Source organism: Polyangium spumosum (assembly GCF_009649845.1).
Lineage (GTDB): Bacteria > Myxococcota_A > Polyangia > Polyangiales > Polyangiaceae > Polyangium > Polyangium spumosum.
On sequence record NZ_WJIE01000016.1, the window covers coordinates 163661 to 180314 of the forward strand.

15 protein-coding genes are annotated in these 16654 nt (G+C 69.6%); 10 read left to right on the plus strand and 5 right to left on the minus strand.

The genetic code is table 11. The features are described from left to right. Positions 1 to 4 precede the first annotated feature (4 nt). Positions 5 to 748, minus strand: a complete 744-nt coding sequence (locus tag GF068_RS36180) for a hypothetical protein (protein ID WP_153824099.1) — start codon at positions 746 to 748, stop codon at positions 5 to 7. Positions 749 to 827: 79 nt separating this feature from the next. Between GF068_RS36180 and GF068_RS36185 the strand changes: the two genes are divergently transcribed. Genes GF068_RS36185 through uraH form a run of 7 tightly spaced genes read left to right on the plus strand, consistent with a single transcriptional unit; the run spans position 828 to position 7044 of the window. Then, positions 828 to 2114 (plus strand): protein kinase domain-containing protein, encoded by a 1287-nt coding sequence (locus GF068_RS36185; RefSeq protein WP_153824100.1) that lies wholly within the window; start codon positions 828 to 830, stop codon positions 2112 to 2114. Between the two features lies 1 nt (position 2115). Next, positions 2116 to 3243: a dipeptidase gene (locus GF068_RS36190; protein ID WP_338046718.1), complete on the plus strand. Its 1128-nt coding sequence runs from the start codon at positions 2116 to 2118 to the stop codon at positions 3241 to 3243. Positions 3244 to 3265: 22 nt separating this feature from the next. Next, positions 3266 to 3814, plus strand: a complete 549-nt coding sequence (locus GF068_RS36195; RefSeq protein WP_153824101.1) for a DUF1232 domain-containing protein — start codon at positions 3266 to 3268, stop codon at positions 3812 to 3814. After that, complete coding sequence (gene allB, locus GF068_RS36200; protein WP_153824102.1) at positions 3814 to 5178, plus strand: allantoinase AllB; 1365 nt, start codon at positions 3814 to 3816, stop codon at positions 5176 to 5178. The genes GF068_RS36195 and allB overlap by 1 nt, the downstream gene beginning before the upstream one ends. Before the next feature lie 12 nt (positions 5179 to 5190). After that, positions 5191 to 6186 (plus strand): allantoicase, encoded by a 996-nt coding sequence (alc, locus tag GF068_RS36205; protein WP_153824103.1) that lies wholly within the window; start codon positions 5191 to 5193, stop codon positions 6184 to 6186. A 10-nt stretch (positions 6187 to 6196) separates the two neighbouring features. Next, a complete protein-coding gene (uraD, locus tag GF068_RS45705; protein ID WP_338046720.1) occupies positions 6197 to 6697 on the plus strand; it encodes a 2-oxo-4-hydroxy-4-carboxy-5-ureidoimidazoline decarboxylase in 501 nt (166 codons plus the stop codon). Then, positions 6694 to 7044, plus strand: coding sequence for a hydroxyisourate hydrolase (gene uraH / locus GF068_RS36215; RefSeq protein ID WP_153824104.1), 351 nt, complete (start codon positions 6694 to 6696; stop codon positions 7042 to 7044). Before uraD ends, uraH begins: the two co-directional genes overlap by 4 nt. On the opposite strand, the gene GF068_RS36220 is transcribed toward uraH, so the two are convergent. Together GF068_RS36220 and GF068_RS36225 are read right to left on the minus strand one after the other, a co-directional pair. Then, the gene (locus GF068_RS36220; protein ID WP_338046721.1) at positions 7045 to 8454 is read right to left on the minus strand and encodes a DUF6986 family protein; all 1410 of its coding nucleotides are present in this window, start codon (positions 8452 to 8454) and stop codon (positions 7045 to 7047) included. A gap of 9 nt (positions 8455 to 8463) precedes the next feature. Further along, positions 8464 to 11016, minus strand: a complete 2553-nt coding sequence (locus GF068_RS36225) for a DEAD/DEAH box helicase (protein ID WP_153824105.1) — start codon at positions 11014 to 11016, stop codon at positions 8464 to 8466. A 196-nt stretch (positions 11017 to 11212) separates the two neighbouring features. On the opposite strand from GF068_RS36225, the gene GF068_RS36230 reads away from it, so the two are divergent. The 3 genes from GF068_RS36230 to GF068_RS36240 all read left to right on the plus strand — a co-directional run bounded on the left by GF068_RS36230 (position 11213) and on the right by GF068_RS36240 (position 14650). Further along, positions 11213 to 12055 (plus strand): flagellar basal body-associated FliL family protein, encoded by an 843-nt coding sequence (locus GF068_RS36230; RefSeq protein ID WP_153824106.1) that lies wholly within the window; start codon positions 11213 to 11215, stop codon positions 12053 to 12055. Between the two features lie 21 nt (positions 12056 to 12076). Next, positions 12077 to 13030: a PEGA domain-containing protein gene (locus GF068_RS36235; RefSeq protein ID WP_170319878.1), complete on the plus strand. Its 954-nt coding sequence runs from the start codon at positions 12077 to 12079 to the stop codon at positions 13028 to 13030. Between the two features lie 261 nt (positions 13031 to 13291). Continuing rightward, positions 13292 to 14650 carry a hypothetical protein gene (locus tag GF068_RS36240; protein ID WP_153824108.1) on the plus strand — a complete coding sequence of 453 codons (1359 nt, stop codon included), beginning with the start codon at positions 13292 to 13294 and terminating at the stop codon, positions 14648 to 14650. A 42-nt stretch (positions 14651 to 14692) separates the two neighbouring features. On the opposite strand, the gene GF068_RS36245 is transcribed toward GF068_RS36240, so the two are convergent. Together GF068_RS36245 and GF068_RS36250 are read right to left on the minus strand one after the other, a co-directional pair. Then, positions 14693 to 16222, minus strand: coding sequence for a PGRS family protein (locus GF068_RS36245; RefSeq protein ID WP_153824109.1), 1530 nt, complete (start codon positions 16220 to 16222; stop codon positions 14693 to 14695). 16 nt (positions 16223 to 16238) lie between these two features. Further along, on the minus strand, positions 16239 to 16499 hold the full coding sequence (locus tag GF068_RS36250; RefSeq protein ID WP_153824110.1) for a hypothetical protein: 261 nt from the start codon (positions 16497 to 16499) through the stop codon (positions 16239 to 16241). Positions 16500 to 16654 lie beyond the last annotated feature (155 nt).

Below are 16654 nucleotides of genomic sequence, written 5' to 3' on the forward strand. Positions count from 1 at the left end.
GGCCTCACTCGCCTTCGGGTCTTCGCCACCGCGTCGTGAGCTGATCCTTCTCGCGGGCGAGGCCGTGCGCGCGCATGGCCTCCATGACGAGCCCGGCGCTCTCGGGGCTGTGGACGGGCGCGGCGGCGATACGCGGCCAGGCGGAGGACGCGTGCAGCGGCGTGGTCGAGCAGAGCAGCTCGGTCACGCCGCGGAGGTCGTGCACGCAGTCCTTCGGCTCGATGCCGCTCGCCAGGCCGTCGACGCGGACGTCGGTCGCGAGGTTTCCCACGAGCTCGGTCCACCGCGCGCGGATCTCGTCGGTCATCTCGAGGCCGGGCGGGAGCGCAGGCGCGGGCTTCTCGATCTCGCGCAGGGGCTCGTCCCCGGCGCGCGTGTACAGGAAGGGATCGCCGATCCGGACGGCCCAGCCGAGTTCGAACCAGAACAGGACCATGGACGCGCCGCGGGCGCTCGGGTGCAGCGGGTCGGTCGGGTTCGACGTGAGGAGCGCCTGCAAGGCCTCGACGTACTTCACCGCGACGGCCTCGACCGCCTCGCGCGGCGGCGCCTTGCCGAGCCAGTGCTCCGGCGGCTGGAACGCCTCCCAGCGCGGCGTCGGCGCGTACCCTCGGACGCCGGTCAGATGAAGGACCCGCACGATCCGGCTGTAGTGAAACCGGGCGACGCGGAACTCCGGGTACTCCTGCTCGGTGAACTTCCAGAGGAGCTGATCGCAGGCTTCGTAGTGGACATGGCCGTTGGGCACGGTCGCCATCCTCCCGCGGGTCGACGCGAAGGGGAAGCGGGGGGGCGTGTCCTGGGGACAGTTCTGGTAAGGTTCGCCCGTGACCACCCCGAGCCCGGCCGAAAAGCTCGTCGGCGCGACCCTCAACCGGCGCTTTCGGCTCGTGCGCCTGCTCGGCGAAGGCGGCATGGGCGCCGTCTACGAGGCCGAGAGCGTACAAGGCGAAGGCAAGCGCGCGGTGAAGATGCTCCACGAGGAGTTCACCCGCATCCCCGAGGTCCGCGACCGCTTCCTCCAGGAAGTGACGGCCACGAAGAACCTCGTGCACCCGAACGTCGTGCCGATCCTCGAGTCGGCCGTCGCCGAGGACGGCTCGCCGTACCTCGTGATGGAGCTCCTGCGTGGCCAGTCGCTCGGCGACAAGCTCGACGGCGGCGTGATCCTCCCCGTGCCCGAGGCCTTCCGTATCACGAGCCAGATCCTCGCCGCCCTCTCGGCCGCCCACGCGCAGCGCGTCGTGCACCGCGATCTCAAGCCCGACAACGTCTTCGTCGCCAGGGATCCGGGCGGCAACGAGGTCGTGAAGATCCTCGATTTCGGCATCGCGAAGGTCATGGACGCCGCGGGCGGCATGGGGAACAAGACCCGCACCGGCGCGCTCATCGGCACGCCCGGGTACATGAGCCCCGAGCAGATCAAGAGCGCGAAGAACGTCGACCCGCGCAGCGATCTCTGGGGCGTCGCGACCATCCTCTACCAGATGCTCACGGGGACGTTGCCCTTCGAGGCCGACAACGACTTCACCCGCCTCACCGCGGTCATCGTCGGACACCCGACGCCGATCACCGTCTACGCCCCCGAGCTCCAGCGCTTCACGCCCTTCTTCGATCGCGCCCTCGAGAAGGACCCGAACAAACGCTTCCAGACGGCCGACGAGATGGCGCAGGTCCTCGCCGCCCTCGTGCGCGTCGAGGCGCCGACGGCCGCGGCGCAAGGCGGATGGCAGCCGCAACAAGAGAGCGCAGCGACGCTCGCCTCGGCGGCCACGACGGTGATGCCCGTGATCACGACGCCCCACCCGCCTCCGATGGCGCCCGTGTCGGGCTCGTTCGCCGTCGCCGACACCGATCCCGCGGCCTCGCCGCGTCAAACGGCGCCTGGCGCGCCCGCGCCGGCCGCCGTGCTCTACACGCCGCAACCCGCGGGCGGCACGCAGATGAGCCCCGAGCGGCACGGCCCGCCGATCCCTCGCGCGGCCCCGCAGGTCGCCATCGTGCCCGCGCCGCCCCTGCCCAAGCCGGCCGGCGTGCCCGTGCCGATCGCCGCCGCGATCGCCTTCGGCGCCTTCCTCCTCGGCCTCGTGATCGGGCTCGTCGTGGGAGGTTGACGTGCCCGCGCTCCTGCTCACGGCCCGCTTCGCCAAGGCCCTCGCCTCTGCCGCCTCGCTGGTCGTGAGCCTCGCGAACCCGGCGAGCGCCGTCGCCGAGGCCCCGGCCGAGCCGCGCTTCATGGTCGTCGACCTGCACGCCGACGTGCCCTGGCAGGTCCACGGCAAGGGCCGCTCGCCGAAGCTCACCGAAGGGCAAGCGCGCATCGAGGCGCTGCAAAAGGGCGGCTACGGCGGCGTGGTCCTGCCGATCTACATCTCCGACAAGATCAAGGGCGGGCCGAAGATCGACGACGCCGAGGCGATCTACCGCGCGGCGCTCTCGATCGTCGAGGCGAGCCCGATCTTCTTGCCCCTCGGCTCGCGCTTCGCCGAGCCCGATCGTATCAGCACCTTCCTCGCGATCGAGGGCGCGGGCGCGTTCGCCGAGGACATCACCGCGATCGATCGTTTCATCGATCGTGGCGTCCGCCTCGTGAGCCTCGCGCACGCGAGGAACAACAAGCTCGCCTCCGCGGCGACGGGCGGCGGCGCGAAGTACGGCCTGACCGACCTCGGCAAGCAGTTCGCCGCGCGTATCTACGAGAAGGGCGCGCTCGTGGACGTCTCGCACCTCTCCGACGCGGGCTTCCGGGATCTCGTCCCCATCGCCGAGGCGCACGGCGCGCCCATCGTCGCGACACACTCGAACGCGCGCGCGCTCTGCGACGTGCCGCGCAACCTCACGGACGAGGAGCTGCGCACGATCGGCCGCACGGGCGGCGTCGCGGGCCTGAACTTCCACGCGCCCTTCGTGAAGGCGGGCGGCGCGGCGACGCTCGCCGATCTCGTGGCCCAGGCCGAGCACATGATCACGATCGCCGGCGTCGATCACGTCGCGATCGGCAGCGACTTCGACGGCGACATCCGGCCGGCCGAGGGCATGGAGGACGCGTCGCGTCTGCCCGCGCTCGCCCGCGAGCTGAAGAAGCGGGGCCGAAAGGACGACGAGATCCTGAAGCTGTTTTCGCTGAACGCGCTGCGCGTGCTCGGCTGGCGTCCGTCCCTGGCTCGGGGGCTCCGCTCGGCAGAGCCGAGCTCTGCCCCCGAACCCCCGCCGCAGAAGAACGACGCGCACAAGGCTCCCTGACCGAGAGAAGAAAGGACCTTTCATGACCACCGAGCTCGAGACCCGTTGCTTGAACGTCTTCCCCGAGTGGCTGCGCACGCTCGCCGCCGACGCCGACGACATCGCGAAGCTGCTCGCCTCGACGTCGGCGCCGCTCTCGGCGCGGCGGTACGTCGCGGCGGGGCTGAACTACCTGTTCAAGTCGCTCGACCTCATCCCCGACGGCATCGAGGACCTCGGCTTCCTCGACGACGCGTTCGTCCTGCGCGTCGCGGCCTCGCTCGCGCTCGACGAGAACCCCACCGTGCGCGCCGAGGCGCCCGCGCTCACGCGCCTCGCCGCCGACAAGGCGCTCATCCAGGAGCTGCTCGGCAAGGACTACGGCCGCCTCGAGAAGTACGTGCGCGAGTTGACCCGCGGCGCCGCGCGTGGTCGCACGGTCGACGAGATCATCGAGGACGACGGGACACGCAGCGCGTTCCTGAACGAGGTCTCCGGCTGGGCGCAGAGCTACCAGGCGCCGAGCTTCTCCCGCGACGAGAAGAACATCGTCAAGCTGCAGTCCTTCCTCTCGGCGAAGCTGCCCACCTGATGGAGAGCCCCGTGGCCGCTCCGTTCGACCTCGTGCTGAAGAGCCGCCGCGTCGTGTTGCCGGACGGGGTGCGCGAGGCCGCGATCGCCATCCGCGGCGAGCGTATCGCGGCGGTGCTCGACGCATCGGCCGTGCCGCCGGGCGCGCGCACGATCGACGTGGGCGATCGGGTGATCATGCCCGGCCTCGTCGACACACACGCGCACATCAACGAGCCGGGGCGCACCGAATGGGAGGGCTTCGAGACGGCCACGCGCGCGTGCGCGGCCGGCGGCATCACGACGGTCGTCGACATGCCGCTGAACTCGATCCCCGTGACCACGACGCGCGCGGCGCTCGACGAGAAGCGCCACGCATCCGCGGGGCGAACGTGGGTCGATCACGGCTTCTGGGGCGGCGTCGTGCCGGGCAACGAGCGCGAGCTCGAGCCCCTCGTCGAGGCGGGCGCGCTCGGCTTCAAGGCCTTCCTCGTGCACTCCGGCATCGACGATTTTCCCATGGCCGCCGAGGACGATCTGCGCCGCGCGATGCCGATCCTCGCGCGCCTCTCGGTGCCCCTGCTCGTGCACGCCGAGCTCGAGGACGACACGCCCGCGCCTGCTGGCGATCCGCGCAGCTACGCGACGTACCTCGCCTCGCGTCCGGCCGCGTGGGAAGAGCGCGCCGTGCGCCGCATGATCGATCTCTGCCGCACCTACGGCGGCCCCGTGCACGTCGTGCACCTCTCGGCCGCGGGCGCGCTCGAGGACGCGGGACGCGCGCGCGCCGAGGGCCTGCCGTTTTCGATCGAGACCTGCCCGCACTACCTGCTGCTCGCGGCCGAGGAGGTCCCCGAGGGCCACACCGAGTACAAGTGCGCGCCGCCGATCCGCGAGCGTGACAACCGCGAGCGACTCTGGAGCGCGCTCGTCTCCGGCGCGATCGACCTCGTCGTCTCGGATCACTCGCCGTGCACGCCGCGCCTGAAGCTCCCCGAGGAGGGTGACTTCCTGCGCGCGTGGGGCGGCATCGCCTCGCTCCAGCTCGGCCTGTCCCTCGTCTGGACCGAGGCCGAGAAGCGCGGCGCGACGCTCTCGGATCTCGCGCGCTGGATGTGCGAGGCGCCCGCGCGGCTCGCCGGTCTCTCCCACAAGAAGGGGCGGATCGCGCCCGGGCTCGACGCGGACCTCGTGGTCTGGGATCCCGAGGCGACGTTCGTCGTCGAGCCCTCGATCCTGCGGCATCGCCACCCGGTGACGCCGTACCTCGGGCGAACGCTGCGCGGCGAGGTGAAGAGGACGATCCTTCGAGGTCAAACGGTGTACGAGGACGGCGTCGTCCGTGACGAGCCCCTCGGCGTCCCGCTCCTGGGACGTGGTGCGTGAGAGAGGGAGACGATGGCTGATTTCGAGACGATGGTCGATCTCGCGTCCGAGCGCCTCGGAGGCGCGGCGATCTGGGCGACGGACGATTTCTTCGCGCCGAAGGAGAACCTGCTCAAGCCCGGCAAGGCGGTCTTCATCCCGGGCAAGTACACCGAGCAGGGCAAGTGGATGGACGGCTGGGAGTCGCGGCGGCGGCGCGAGGGAAGCGAGGACGCGTGTATCGTGCGCCTCGGCCTCGCCGGCCGGATCGCGGGCTTCGACGTCGACACGAGCCACTTCCTCGGCAACGCCCCCGCGAAGGTCTCCATCGAGGCGACACACGTGCCCGGTTATCGCTCGCTCGAAGCCTTGCTCGGCGCGGACGTCGCGTGGACCGAGATCCTCGCGCCCTCCGCGGTCAAACCCGGCTCGCAGAACCTGTTCGCCATCGCCGATCAGGGAACCTACTCGCACGTAAAACTGCGCATCTATCCGGACGGCGGCGTCGCGCGGCTGCGTGTCTACGGCGAGGTCGAGCCCGACTGGCCGTTGCTGCTCGCCGAGCATCACGTCCTCGATCTCGCGGCCGTCGAACACGGCGGCGTGGTCATCGCCGCGAGTGACGAGTTCTTCTCGGATCGGCGCAACCTCCTCCTGCCCGGCCCCTCGCGCGACATGGGCGACGGCTGGGAGAGCCGCCGACGCCGCGGACCGGGCCACGACTGGGCGATCGTGCGCCTCGGCCGCGCCGGCACGCTCGTGCGCACCGACATCGACACGACGCACTTCAAGGGCAACTACCCCGAGAGCTGCTCGCTCGAAGGTTGTTTCCTTCGTGGGGAAGCGACACCCGAGGCGCTCGAGGCGGCCGCGTGGAGGGAGCTCTTGCCGCGCACGAAGCTCGAAGCGCACACGCGGCATCAGTTCTCGCTCCACGCAGGCGGCCCCGTGAGCCACGTGCGGCTGCGTATCTTCCCCGACGGCGGCGTCGCGCGGCTGCGGCTCTACGGCGCGCCGTTCATGGGGTGAAGGAGCGACCGTGGACGAGTGCCGAGTCTTGAACGAGCTCGAAGGCGAGGAGGCGCGCGCCGCGCTCACGCGCTGCTGCGGCAGCACGCGCTGGGTCTCGCGGATGTTGCAAGAGCGCCCTTTCCAGAGCCGCGCCCACCTCTTCGAGGCAGCGTCGCGGCACTGGAGCGCGCTCGACGTCGCCGACTGGGACGAAGCGTTCTCGCATCATCCGCGCATCGGCGAGCCAAACGCGGCCGCGAAGTCCACGGCCGCCTGGGCCACGAACGAGCAGGCCGGCGCCGCGCGATCGGCGGACGACGTGCGCGCCGCGATCGCCGAGGGCAACCGCGCCTACGAGGCGAAGTTCGGCCGGATCTACCTCGTCTGCGCCACGGGCAAGACGGGCGAGGAGCTGCTCGCGATCCTGCGCGCGCGGCTCGACAACGACGCGGAGACCGAGCTGCGCGTCGCCGTGGGTGAACAAGAAAAGATCACGCGCCTGCGCCTGGAGAAGATCCTCTCGCCATGAGCACGAGCCCCATCACCACCCATGTCCTCGACACGAGCCGCGGCAGACCCGCGGAGGGCGTCCCCGTCGTGCTGGAGCGCCTGGAAGACAGCGGCGAGGCCGTCGTGCTCGGGCGCGGCGAGACGGACGCGGACGGCCGCCTGCGCGACCTCCTGCCGCCCGAGCCACGCCCGAAGCCTGGCACCTACCGCATCACGTTCGACACGGGCGCGTACTTCGCGGCGCACGGCACGACGGGCTTTTACCCGAGCGTCGCGATCACCTTCCACCTGCGCGCGCCGGAGGAGCACCACCACGTGCCCCTCCTTTTGAACCCGTACGGATTCTCGACGTACCGCGGGAGCTGATCAGCTCTTCCGCGCCGCGAGGATCTTCACGAACGAGCGCGTCGCGAAGTCCGCCGCGCCGAGCCCCGTCATCTGCTCGGCCTCGGCCTCGGTCAACGCGCCGCAGGCGATCGCGCGCAAGAAATAGTTGAGAAGCCCCTGCCCCGTCGCGGCGTCGTCGAACACGTCGCCGAGCAACGTCGCCTGCGCGGCCTTGTCGAGGAACGCCTTGAGGCGCGCGCCCGCGGCTTCGAGCCCCTCCAGGAAAAACGCGTACACCGCGCCGTACCGCGCCGGGAGCTGCGCCGGGTGCAGATCCCATCCCTGGTAAAACCCCGTCACGAGCGAGTGCCGGATGTGGTCGTGCGCGAGCCGCCACGCCCGATGCACCACGGCCCGGTTCTCCGCGAGCTCCGCCGCCCCGAGCGTGCCTCCCTCGGGCGCGCGATGGGGCCCGATCGGCATCACGTTCGTCGCGCCGTCGGAGAGCATCACGCCCGTCCCCGCGAGCGTCACTTTCATCACGTGCTTGGCGAAGTCACACGCCGGATGCGCCATGTACTGGTGCGCCGCCGTGATCGCACATCCCGCGGTGTAGTCGTACGTCCCGAAGTGCGCGCCCGTGCATCGACCCTTCGCCAGCGCCATGAGGTGCGGCAACGCGGCGCGACCGTCCGGCAGGAAGATCGACTGCGTCGTCTCGACCATCACCTCGAACAGGAGCGACTTCGGCGGCAGCCCGAGCGCGGCTTCGAGCGCTTCGAAGAGCGCGACGAGCGCCTCGACCTGCTCGGGCGCCGTGATCTTCGGCAGCGTCACGACAAAGCCCTCAGGCAACCGCCCGCCCATCCGGGTCACGAGCGTCGTCACGAACAGGTCGAGCGTGCGCACGCTGCGCGCGCGCAGCTCCTCGTTCAGAGGCTTGATGCGGATGCCGAGGAACGGCGGCGCCGTCCCGTTCGCCACGGCCTCCGCGACCTGCTCGGCCGCCGCCACCGCGTGGCCGTCCTCCTCGGCGTCGGTGCGATTTCCGTAGCCGTCCTCGAAGTCGATCCGGAAGTCCTCCACGGGCTCACGCGCGAGCTTCTCGAGCACGCGCTCGTGCACGAGCCGCGCGAGGTACCCCGGCGACCCCACGGGCGCGTCCTTGATCGCGGCCGGATCATCGGGCAGCGCGCTCGCGAACGAGAGGCCAAGCGCGCGGGCGAACGTCACGGGATCGGGCGCGTACGCGCGCATCACGTCGAGCGCGACCTCGCCGGAGCGCTGGCACGTGCGCGCCTTGAAGAGGTGCGCACCGCCGTAGACCGTGTGCACCGGCTGCCTGCGCGAGGGCTCGCCGGGGTAGGCCAGGACGAAGTCGCGGTTCGCCTGGGCGAGCCGCGTGAGGGTGACGTGGGGGAGGTTCTCGGAGCTCAGCGACGTCTTCACGCCGCCATCTTACGACGAGATGCGCCGCAAGGAGATCACCGGCCGGTTCGCCTCGCGCGACTTGTCGAGATCGATCACGCCCTCGAGCGCCCACCCGCTGCTCTCGCCCTCCTCGTCGACGAGGACCTGCGAGAACTCCCAGATGAACGGCCACTGCCGGATCTGCGTGTTCTCGGGGCTGCGCGCCTTCGGATCGGTGCGGACCTCGCCGTGCTCCTCCCAGAACGGCGCGAGCGCCTCCTCGAAGCGCCGCGGCGTCCAGTCCTCGCCGCCGGGCTCGACGATCTCCGTCGCCTCGACGTAGTCCCGCCGCGCGATCGCGCGCACCAGCGCGAAGAGCTCGTTCCGGATGAGGGCGATGAACGCGCGCGTGTCGGTGGTGACGTCGAACAGCTCCTCCTTCGGCTCGGGTTTGCCCTCGACCACCGCCATCACGCGGTCGGGGTTCTTCATCCGCTCCCACTCCTCGATGAGCGAGCTGTCCACCTGCCGCACGATCGCGCCGAGGAAGATCTCCACGTCGTCGAGCTCGTCGGTCTTCTCGCGATCGGGCACCGTCTGCAGGAGCGCCTTGTACACGTCCGAGAGGTACCGCAGGAGCAGCCCTTCGCTGCGCTGCAGCTCGTACTCCTTCACGTAATCCGAGAACGACCAGAGCCCCTCGAACATCTCGCGCGCGATCGACTTCGGCCGGATGTTCTCGCGCCCGACCCACGGGTGCTTCTTCGCGAACTCGTTGAAGCTCTCGTAGATGAAGTCCGCGTTTGGCTTCGGGTACTCCATCTTGTCGAGCTCCGCGACCCGATCCTCGAACTCCATCCCGGCTGCCTTGAGCTCGATCATCTTCTCGCGCTTCAGCTTGTCGAGCTGCTTCATCAGGAGGAGATCGGGGTTCTCGAGGATGCTCTCGACCAGCGTGAGCACGTCGAGCGCGTAGATGTCGCTGTCGCGATCGAGCAGCTCCACCGTCTCGACGAGCCAGAGCCCGAGCGCGTGGTTGATCGTGAAGTCCTCCTGCAGGTCCGCGTTGACGCGCACCTTCCGCCCGGTCTCGTCGCGCTCGGCGAGCGGCACGAGCTCGATCACGCCGCCGCGCACGAGCGAGCGGAACATCGAGAGCGCGGTCTTCTTGTGGATCCTCCGCTGCGCGGGCGTCTCGTGCACCTCGCTCAGCAAGGTCTTCATCGCGCGGCAGCCGTCGCCCTCGCGCCCGAGCACGTTGAGCATCATCCCGTGCGAGACCGAGAAGCGCGACACGAGCGGCTCGGGCTCGCCGGCGATGAGCCTGTCGAACGTCGATCGATCCCAGTGCACGTAACCCTTCTCGGGCGGCTTCTTGCGCACGATGCGCTTCTTCTTCACGGGGTCGTTCCCGGCCTTCGCCTCGAGCCGCAGGTTCTCGATCGCGTGCTCGGGCGCCTGCGCCACCACGGTGCCTCGATCGTCGAAGCCCTTGCGCCCCGCGCGCCCCGCGATCTGCTGGAAGTCGCGCACGCTGAGGATCGCCGTCTTCTGGCCGTCGTACTTGCAGAGCTTCGTGAAGAGCACCGTGCGGATGGGGATGTTCACGCCCACGCCGAGCGTGTCCGTCCCGCAGATGACCTTGAGCAGCCCCTTCTGCGCGAGCTTCTCCACGAGCAGCCGGTACTTCGGCAAGAGCCCCGCGTGGTGCAGCCCGATCCCGTGGCGCACGAAGCGGCTGAACTCCTTGCCGTAGGGGCTGTCGAGCCGGACGCCCTCGAGCGCCTTCGCGATCGCGCGTTTGTCGTCCTTCGACGCGTAGTCGAGGCTCATGAGGTTCTGCGCCTCCTCGGCCGCGGCGCGTTGCGTGAAGTTGACGATGTAGATCGGCGCGCGCCCCTTCTGGACGAGGTCGTGCACGGTCTCGTGCAGCGGCGTCTCGCGGTACTCGAAGTCGAGCGGGACGGGCCGCTCGCGCGAGCGCACGAGCGCCGTCTCCTTGCCGTTCAGGTTCGTGAGGACCTTGGCGAACTGATCGGCGCCCCCGAGCGTCGCGCTCATGAGCAGGAACGTCGCCTGCGGCAGCGTGAGCAGCGGGACCTGCCACGCCACGCCGCGCTCGCGATCCGCGTAGTAATGGAACTCGTCCATGATCACATAATCGACGTCCGCGCGCTCCCCCTCGCGCAACGCGATGTTCGAGAGGATCTCGGCCGTGCAGCAGATGATCGGCGCGTCTCGGTTCACCGACGCGTCGCCCGTCATCATGCCGACGTTGTCCGGGCCGAAGTCCCGGCAGAGCGCGAAGAACTTCTCGCTCACGAGCGCCTTGATCGGACACGTGTAGAACGACCTCTTGCCCTGCGACATCGCGAGGAAGTGCATCGCGGTCGCCACGAGCGACTTGCCCGACCCCGTCGGGGTGTTGAGGATCACGTTCTTGCCCCCGACGATCTCGAGCAGGGCCTCCTCCTGGGCCGGGTAGAGCTCGAGCTCTTTTTCGGCGACGTAGTCGAGGAACCTGTCGAAGACGAGCGTCGGATCGACGTCGTCCGGGGCGGGAAGGCGGCTTGCCAGGGGCGTGAGCACGGCGAGCGTCATGCCATAAAAGAGCTTCGGGGGCTTGCGCTGGAAAACCTGCTTGGCGACGAGGGGTTGGTTGCGCTACCCCCCAAAGGGTGCGGCAGCCGCAGGCGAAGGACGTGAACGGACGATCGGAAGGTGGCGCTGGCTCGGCGATCCGAGGCATCATGGCCGAGCGGAGCACGTGGATCGTGAAAGGCCCGGGAGGGAGCGCGTGAGCGCGGACAATCGCGAGGGAGCAGGCCCGTCGAACGGGGCACCGGCAGAGACGGGCACGCCCGCTGCGCCGAGCGCCGAAGGCGAGAACGTGATCACCTCGCACGGCGAGCGTGAAGCACGCGCGTACGTCGCGCCGATCGAGGTGCCGAAGCGCCGGCAACGGCTGAAGACGATGGACATGGCGAAGGTGCGGATCTCGGCCGACATGAAGGTCGAGATCGCGGACCCGCGCCACATGCCGACGACGAAGATGGAGCTGCCCCCCGGCGGCCTCCGTCCGCCGCCGCCGCCACAAGCCGAGATCGCCGACCCGACCTCGAGCCCGTGGACCACGAGCGGCGGCATCGATCGCTCGATGTTGCCCTCCGCGTCGCTCGGCCCCGCGACGCCCGCGCCCGGCACGCGCCCCGCGGCGACGCAGTCCTCGCAGGACGAGGACGAAGGCGGGCGCAGCATCGGGATCTGGATCGGCGTGGTGCTCGTCGCCGCGTTGCTCGGCGGCGGTGCGGCGTATCTCCTGCGTGGCAAGGTGTCGAGCAACGGCCAGGGCGCGGGCGTCTCGTCGAGCGCGCCGATCGCGGTGACGGTGCCGACGACGCCGGGCGCGATCCCGCTGCCGCCGGTGACGACCGCGCAACCTTCCGAGCCGACGCCGGAAGAGCCCACGCCGGAAGAGCCTGCGCCCGAGGAGGCGACGACGGCGACGCCCCCGACGCAAGCGCAGCCGGGGATCAAGCCGGTGACGACCGCGCGCAAACCACCAACGACCAAGACGACGACGCCGACCCCCACTGCCGCGCCGACGCCGACGACCTCGTCGCGTCCGCGGCTTTTCTAGAGAGCTTCGGGAGGGATGAGCATGCGAACCAAGGCACTGCTTTCGACGATGAGCGCCGCGCTCCTCCTCGCGAGCGCTTCCCCTGCATTTGCGGACGACACAGCGCGCGCGGCCGAGCTGTTCGCGACGGGCAACAAGCTCTTCGACGAGCAGAAGTGGGCCGAGGCGGAGGCGGCGTACCAGGCCGCGTGGGATCTTCGAAAGAGCTTCGATCTCGCGGGCAACCTGGGCGACGTGGAGATGACGCTGGGCCAGCACCGCGACGCGGCGGAGCACCTGACGTACGCGCTGGAGGAGTTCCCTGCGGGCGGGAAGCCCGAGGTGCGCGAGGCGCTTCTGAAGCGCCTGGACGAGGCGAAGCAGCACATCGGTACGGTGACGATCGGCACGAACATCGGCGGAGCGAAGCTCTACGTCGACGGCCGGTTCGTGGGGCAAGCGCCGCTGGCAAAGCCGGTCTTCGTGGACCCGGGCAAGCGGGTGATCGAAGCGAAGCTGCCAGGGCACGACGACGTGTTGAAGACGGTCGACGTGGAGAAGGCGCAGGCGCAGGAGGTGAACCTGGTGCTGGCGCCGAAGATCGGCGGGGCGCCGGGGGGGAAGAGCAAGGTGTTGATCGGCGTGGGTGGGGGGCTCGCGCTGGTGGGGATTGGGACGGGGATTGGGCTTTTGGTGGCGGGGAGTGGCGCGAGCAGCGACGCTGCCGACCTGCGCAAGACGCTTGTCCCCGGTGATTGCTTCGGCCCCACGGATCCCGCCAAGGTCGCGAGCTGCACGGAGCTCCAGGACAGGTTGGAGACGAAGGACACGTTCACGAACGTGGGCATTCCGCTGCTCGTCGCGGGTGGCGTGATCGCGGCGGGGACCATCGTGTATGCAGTCCTGCCCAGGAAGAAGGCTACCACGGTGGGCCTGGTGGTCGCGCCCGTCGTGGCGCCGACGTTCTCGGGGCTCTTCGCGTCTGGTCGATTCTAATCGTCAGTTGCGCGAACGAAGCTCGACGCGCGGCTTCCGATCCTAAACTCATTCTTGCCTGACTTGACGCACAGGAGACGTTTCATGCGCACCCTGCACAAGACCCTTGCTTCTCTCGGGATCCTGGCGACAACGGCCCTTGGGCACCTCGCGGGGTGCTCCAACGACGCAGAGAACTGCGATCTCAACTATGCGTGTCGAGGTTCGGATGTCCCTCCGGTGCCACCGGGGTGCGAGAAGTCGCCGAGCGAAGACCCAGACGTGCTCCGTGATGCTTGCGGGTTCTTCGTGGGCGCCGCGAAGGGCGACGACAGCAACCCGAACGCAGGTACCGAGGCTACCCCCTTCAGGACGCTGGGAGCAGCACTCGCCGCAGCAAAAGGGAAGGCGAGTCGCATCTACCTGTGTGGTGACTATGCCGAGCGCGTCGACGTGCCGGCAGGAATGTCGATCTTCGGCGGACTCGATTGCTCGAATGCCGAGTGGAGATACGACGCGAGCAAGAAGGCGAAGATCAACCCCGCGGCGCCTGCGTCCCCGGAGGAGGTGCAAGCCTCCCTGCGGGTCGTCGGGAGTGGTATCACCCAGCTCGAGGATCTTCGTATCGAGGCGGCGAATGCCACGTTGCCCGGAGGTTCGTCGATCGCCGTGATCGTGAACGGCGCGACGGTGGATTTCGCGCGGACCGAGGTCATCGCCAGAGACGGCGCTGCGGGCGAGCAGGGCGCCACGCCGACCGACGACATTGGCCCCACGAACGCGGACGACCCCCTGATCCGCGGGAACCCCGGGCAGAACGCTTGCATGGGTGGTGCCGGCGGAAACCCAGGCGCCATGCCGAAAGTCAACCCCATTTGCGGCGAGTCCTCCGGCGGCAAGGGTGGCAATGGGCAGGAGACCACGGGCGACGCAGGCGGGGATGGCGTTCCCGCGCCCACTCCCAATCCGAGCAATAGGGGGATCGGCGGCCTCGGAGACACCGGCGCGGAGGATTGCGAGCTCGGCCAGCCGGGCGCCAACGGCACGAGCCTCGGTGATGGTGCAGGGGCGCAGGGCGACGGCTCGCTCGACGCGACCAAGGGATACGCCGGCGAGAGTGGAACGCCTGGGATGAAGGGCACGGTCGGGCAGGGTGGCGGCGGCGGCGGTGGCTCGAAAGGCAAGACATCCTGCTTCGGCGCGAGCGGCGGCAGCGGTGGGGCTGGTGGCTGCGGCGGCAATGGCGGGCTCGGAGGAATGCCGGGGGGAGCGAGCATTGGGATCGTGGGTATCGGAGCCACGATGTCGTTCAATATGGTCGACATCATCACAGGTACCGGTGGCAAGGGCGGGGACGGCGGTTTTGGGCAGGCCGGCGGGCTCGGCGGCAACCCGGGCAACGGCGGCAACGGCGCGAGCAGCCCTCCGACGCCCCCAGGTTGCAATGGCGGCAAGGGTGGCAACGGCGGCAACGGTGGCACGGGCGGCGGCGGCCGCGGCGGTCACTCGATCGGCATCGCGTCGAAGGGCGGCAACGTCTCGCAGGAGGGCGTCACCATCATGACGGGCAGTCCTGGCAACGGCGGCAACGGCGGCACCGCCGCGGCCGGCCTCAACACCCCGACGCACACCTTCCCCTGATCCGGCAGACGGACCCCTCGTCCCATATCCAGCGGGCCTGATTCAGGGGAACGCGTGCGTCGGCGCCCCAACGCCTGCCATAGCTCCCCCGCCCGCTCCTCCCAGACCTGCGCCACCGGTCGTGATCGTCGCTCCCATCTCGGACACGTTCCCGCCCTTCGACGCGATGCCGATCGAGTGACCGCCGCGGCCGCCGCCGCCGGTGCCGCCGTTACCGCCATTGCCGCCCCTGCCGCCATTGCAGGCCGGACTGGTGGCACCGGGGTTCGGTGCCCCATAGCCGCCGGTCCCCCCGTTTCCTCCAATCCCACCCGTCTGCCCAAACCCGCCATCCCCACCCTGGCCGCCATTGCCTGCTGTGATATCCACGGCATCGAAGCGCAGTGTGGCGTTGATCGCGACGACACCGACGCTGGAGCCACCAGATAACCCGCCGAGACCGCCACTTCCTGCGCACCCCCCTGCGCCGCCGCTGCCGCCGCTGGCCCCATTGCAGTTGATGCTCCCCTTCGCCCCACCACCGCCGCCGCCACCTTGGCCTGGCGTCCCAGCGGTCCCTGGCATGCCAGAGGCGCCGACGTATCCCTTGGTGGCGTCGAGGATGCCGTCAGCGGTCGCGCCGGCGCCCTCGTCGCCTTCACTGCCATTGGACCCTTCGTACCCCTTCTGGCACTGCACCGCCCCCTCGCCAACCCCGCCCATCCCGAACCCAGCGACCACGGGAAGGCCGTCATCCCCTTGGCCTCCGTCCACGACATCAAAGCCCGTCCCGCCCCTGCCGCCGATCGCCGTGGTGCAAAGCATGTTGACCTTCGGCTGACCGCCGGGGTTTCCCATCGAGCCGCCCATGCAGGCGCTCTGGCCGTTGTTACCGATAATTGCAGGATCGCTCGGATCCTCGGGGCCGATGTCGTCCGTCGGCGTCGCGCCCTGCGCGCCTGCGGCCCCGCTCCCCGCGACGATCTTGGTTCGCGCGAAATCCACGGTCGTGGCGTGAACGATGACTGCAATCGAAGAGCCCCCAGGAAAACCCGCGTCGGAGGCGCGCACGACGACGTCCTCGATCTGACTCGCCCCCTTCCCCATCACCCGCAGGGACGCCTGCACCTCACCCGGCCCCGGCGTCGCCGGGTGGATCGCGGCCCCGGTCGCCGCATCGTACTTCCACGCGCCATCCACGCAGGAAAACCCACCGAACACGGACACGCCTCCCGGCAGGTCCACGCGCTCCGCATAGACGCCGTCGGCGCAAGCATAGATGCGAGCCTTCGCGACCTTCGCGGCATCCACCGCCTTGCCGAGCGTCTTGAAAGGTTTCTCCGCGGTGCCGGCGTTCGCGTCGTCTCCGTTCGCCGAAACGAAGAATCCGCATTCATTCCGAATCACGTCTGGATTGCTGCTGGGGGAATCGGTGCACCCCGGCGGCGGCCCCACGACGAACGGCGCGTCCTCCTCCGAGCAGACGTTGGTGCGGCTGCAACTCTCTGCATCCGCCGAGCAACCCGCCATCTGCCAGAAGCCCGCTGCAATCACAATACCCAGGGAAGCGACGGTCGTGTGACGTGTGCGCATGAGCGTATCTCCTCGTTCAGAACTGGCCACTCGCCGCGATCCCCGCGAACGTGGGCGTCACCGAAGGCACCAGGACGAATCCCGTCGCGGCGCGCTTCTTCGCCGGCCACAACGCGTAGACCACCGTGCCCACCGCGAGCACGCCGCCCGCGACGAGCGCCCCCGTGCCGACGTTGAAAAACGTGTCTTTCCGTTGCAGCGTGCTGAGCAACGTCGCGCAGTTGGCCCTGTTTGCGGCGTGATCCGGATGCGAGGGATCGCAGGCCATGTCCGGCATGGCGTCGTCGAGCGCATCCGCTTCCTTGGGTACAGACCGGCTACCTGGGTGACAGGGTAGACCGGGAGCCTGGGTGACAGTTAGTTGCCCCACGGTCGACAGGTCTGGCGAGACCTGGGCATGCCCTGGAGGGAGAGCCGTGTCGTGGAGGAGCG

Bases quoted from the DNA above. Each gene is read 5' to 3' on its own strand.
- GF068_RS36245 (WP_153824109.1), bottom strand. From the start codon at position 16,222: ATGCGCACACGTCACACGACCGTCGCTTCCCTGGGTATTGTGATTGCA.
- GF068_RS36235 (WP_170319878.1), top strand. From the start codon at position 12,077: ATGCGAACCAAGGCACTGCTTTCGACGATGAGCGCCGCGCTCCTCCTC.
- allB (WP_153824102.1), top strand. From the start codon at position 3,814: ATGGAGAGCCCCGTGGCCGCTCCGTTCGACCTCGTGCTGAAGAGCCGC.
- GF068_RS36195 (WP_153824101.1), top strand. From the start codon at position 3,266: ATGACCACCGAGCTCGAGACCCGTTGCTTGAACGTCTTCCCCGAGTGG.
- uraH (WP_153824104.1), top strand. From the start codon at position 6,694: ATGAGCACGAGCCCCATCACCACCCATGTCCTCGACACGAGCCGCGGC.
- GF068_RS36250 (WP_153824110.1), bottom strand. From the start codon at position 16,499: ATGCCGGACATGGCCTGCGATCCCTCGCATCCGGATCACGCCGCAAAC.
- GF068_RS36225 (WP_153824105.1), bottom strand. From the start codon at position 11,016: ATGACGCTCGCCGTGCTCACGCCCCTGGCAAGCCGCCTTCCCGCCCCG.
- alc (WP_153824103.1), top strand. From the start codon at position 5,191: ATGGCTGATTTCGAGACGATGGTCGATCTCGCGTCCGAGCGCCTCGGA.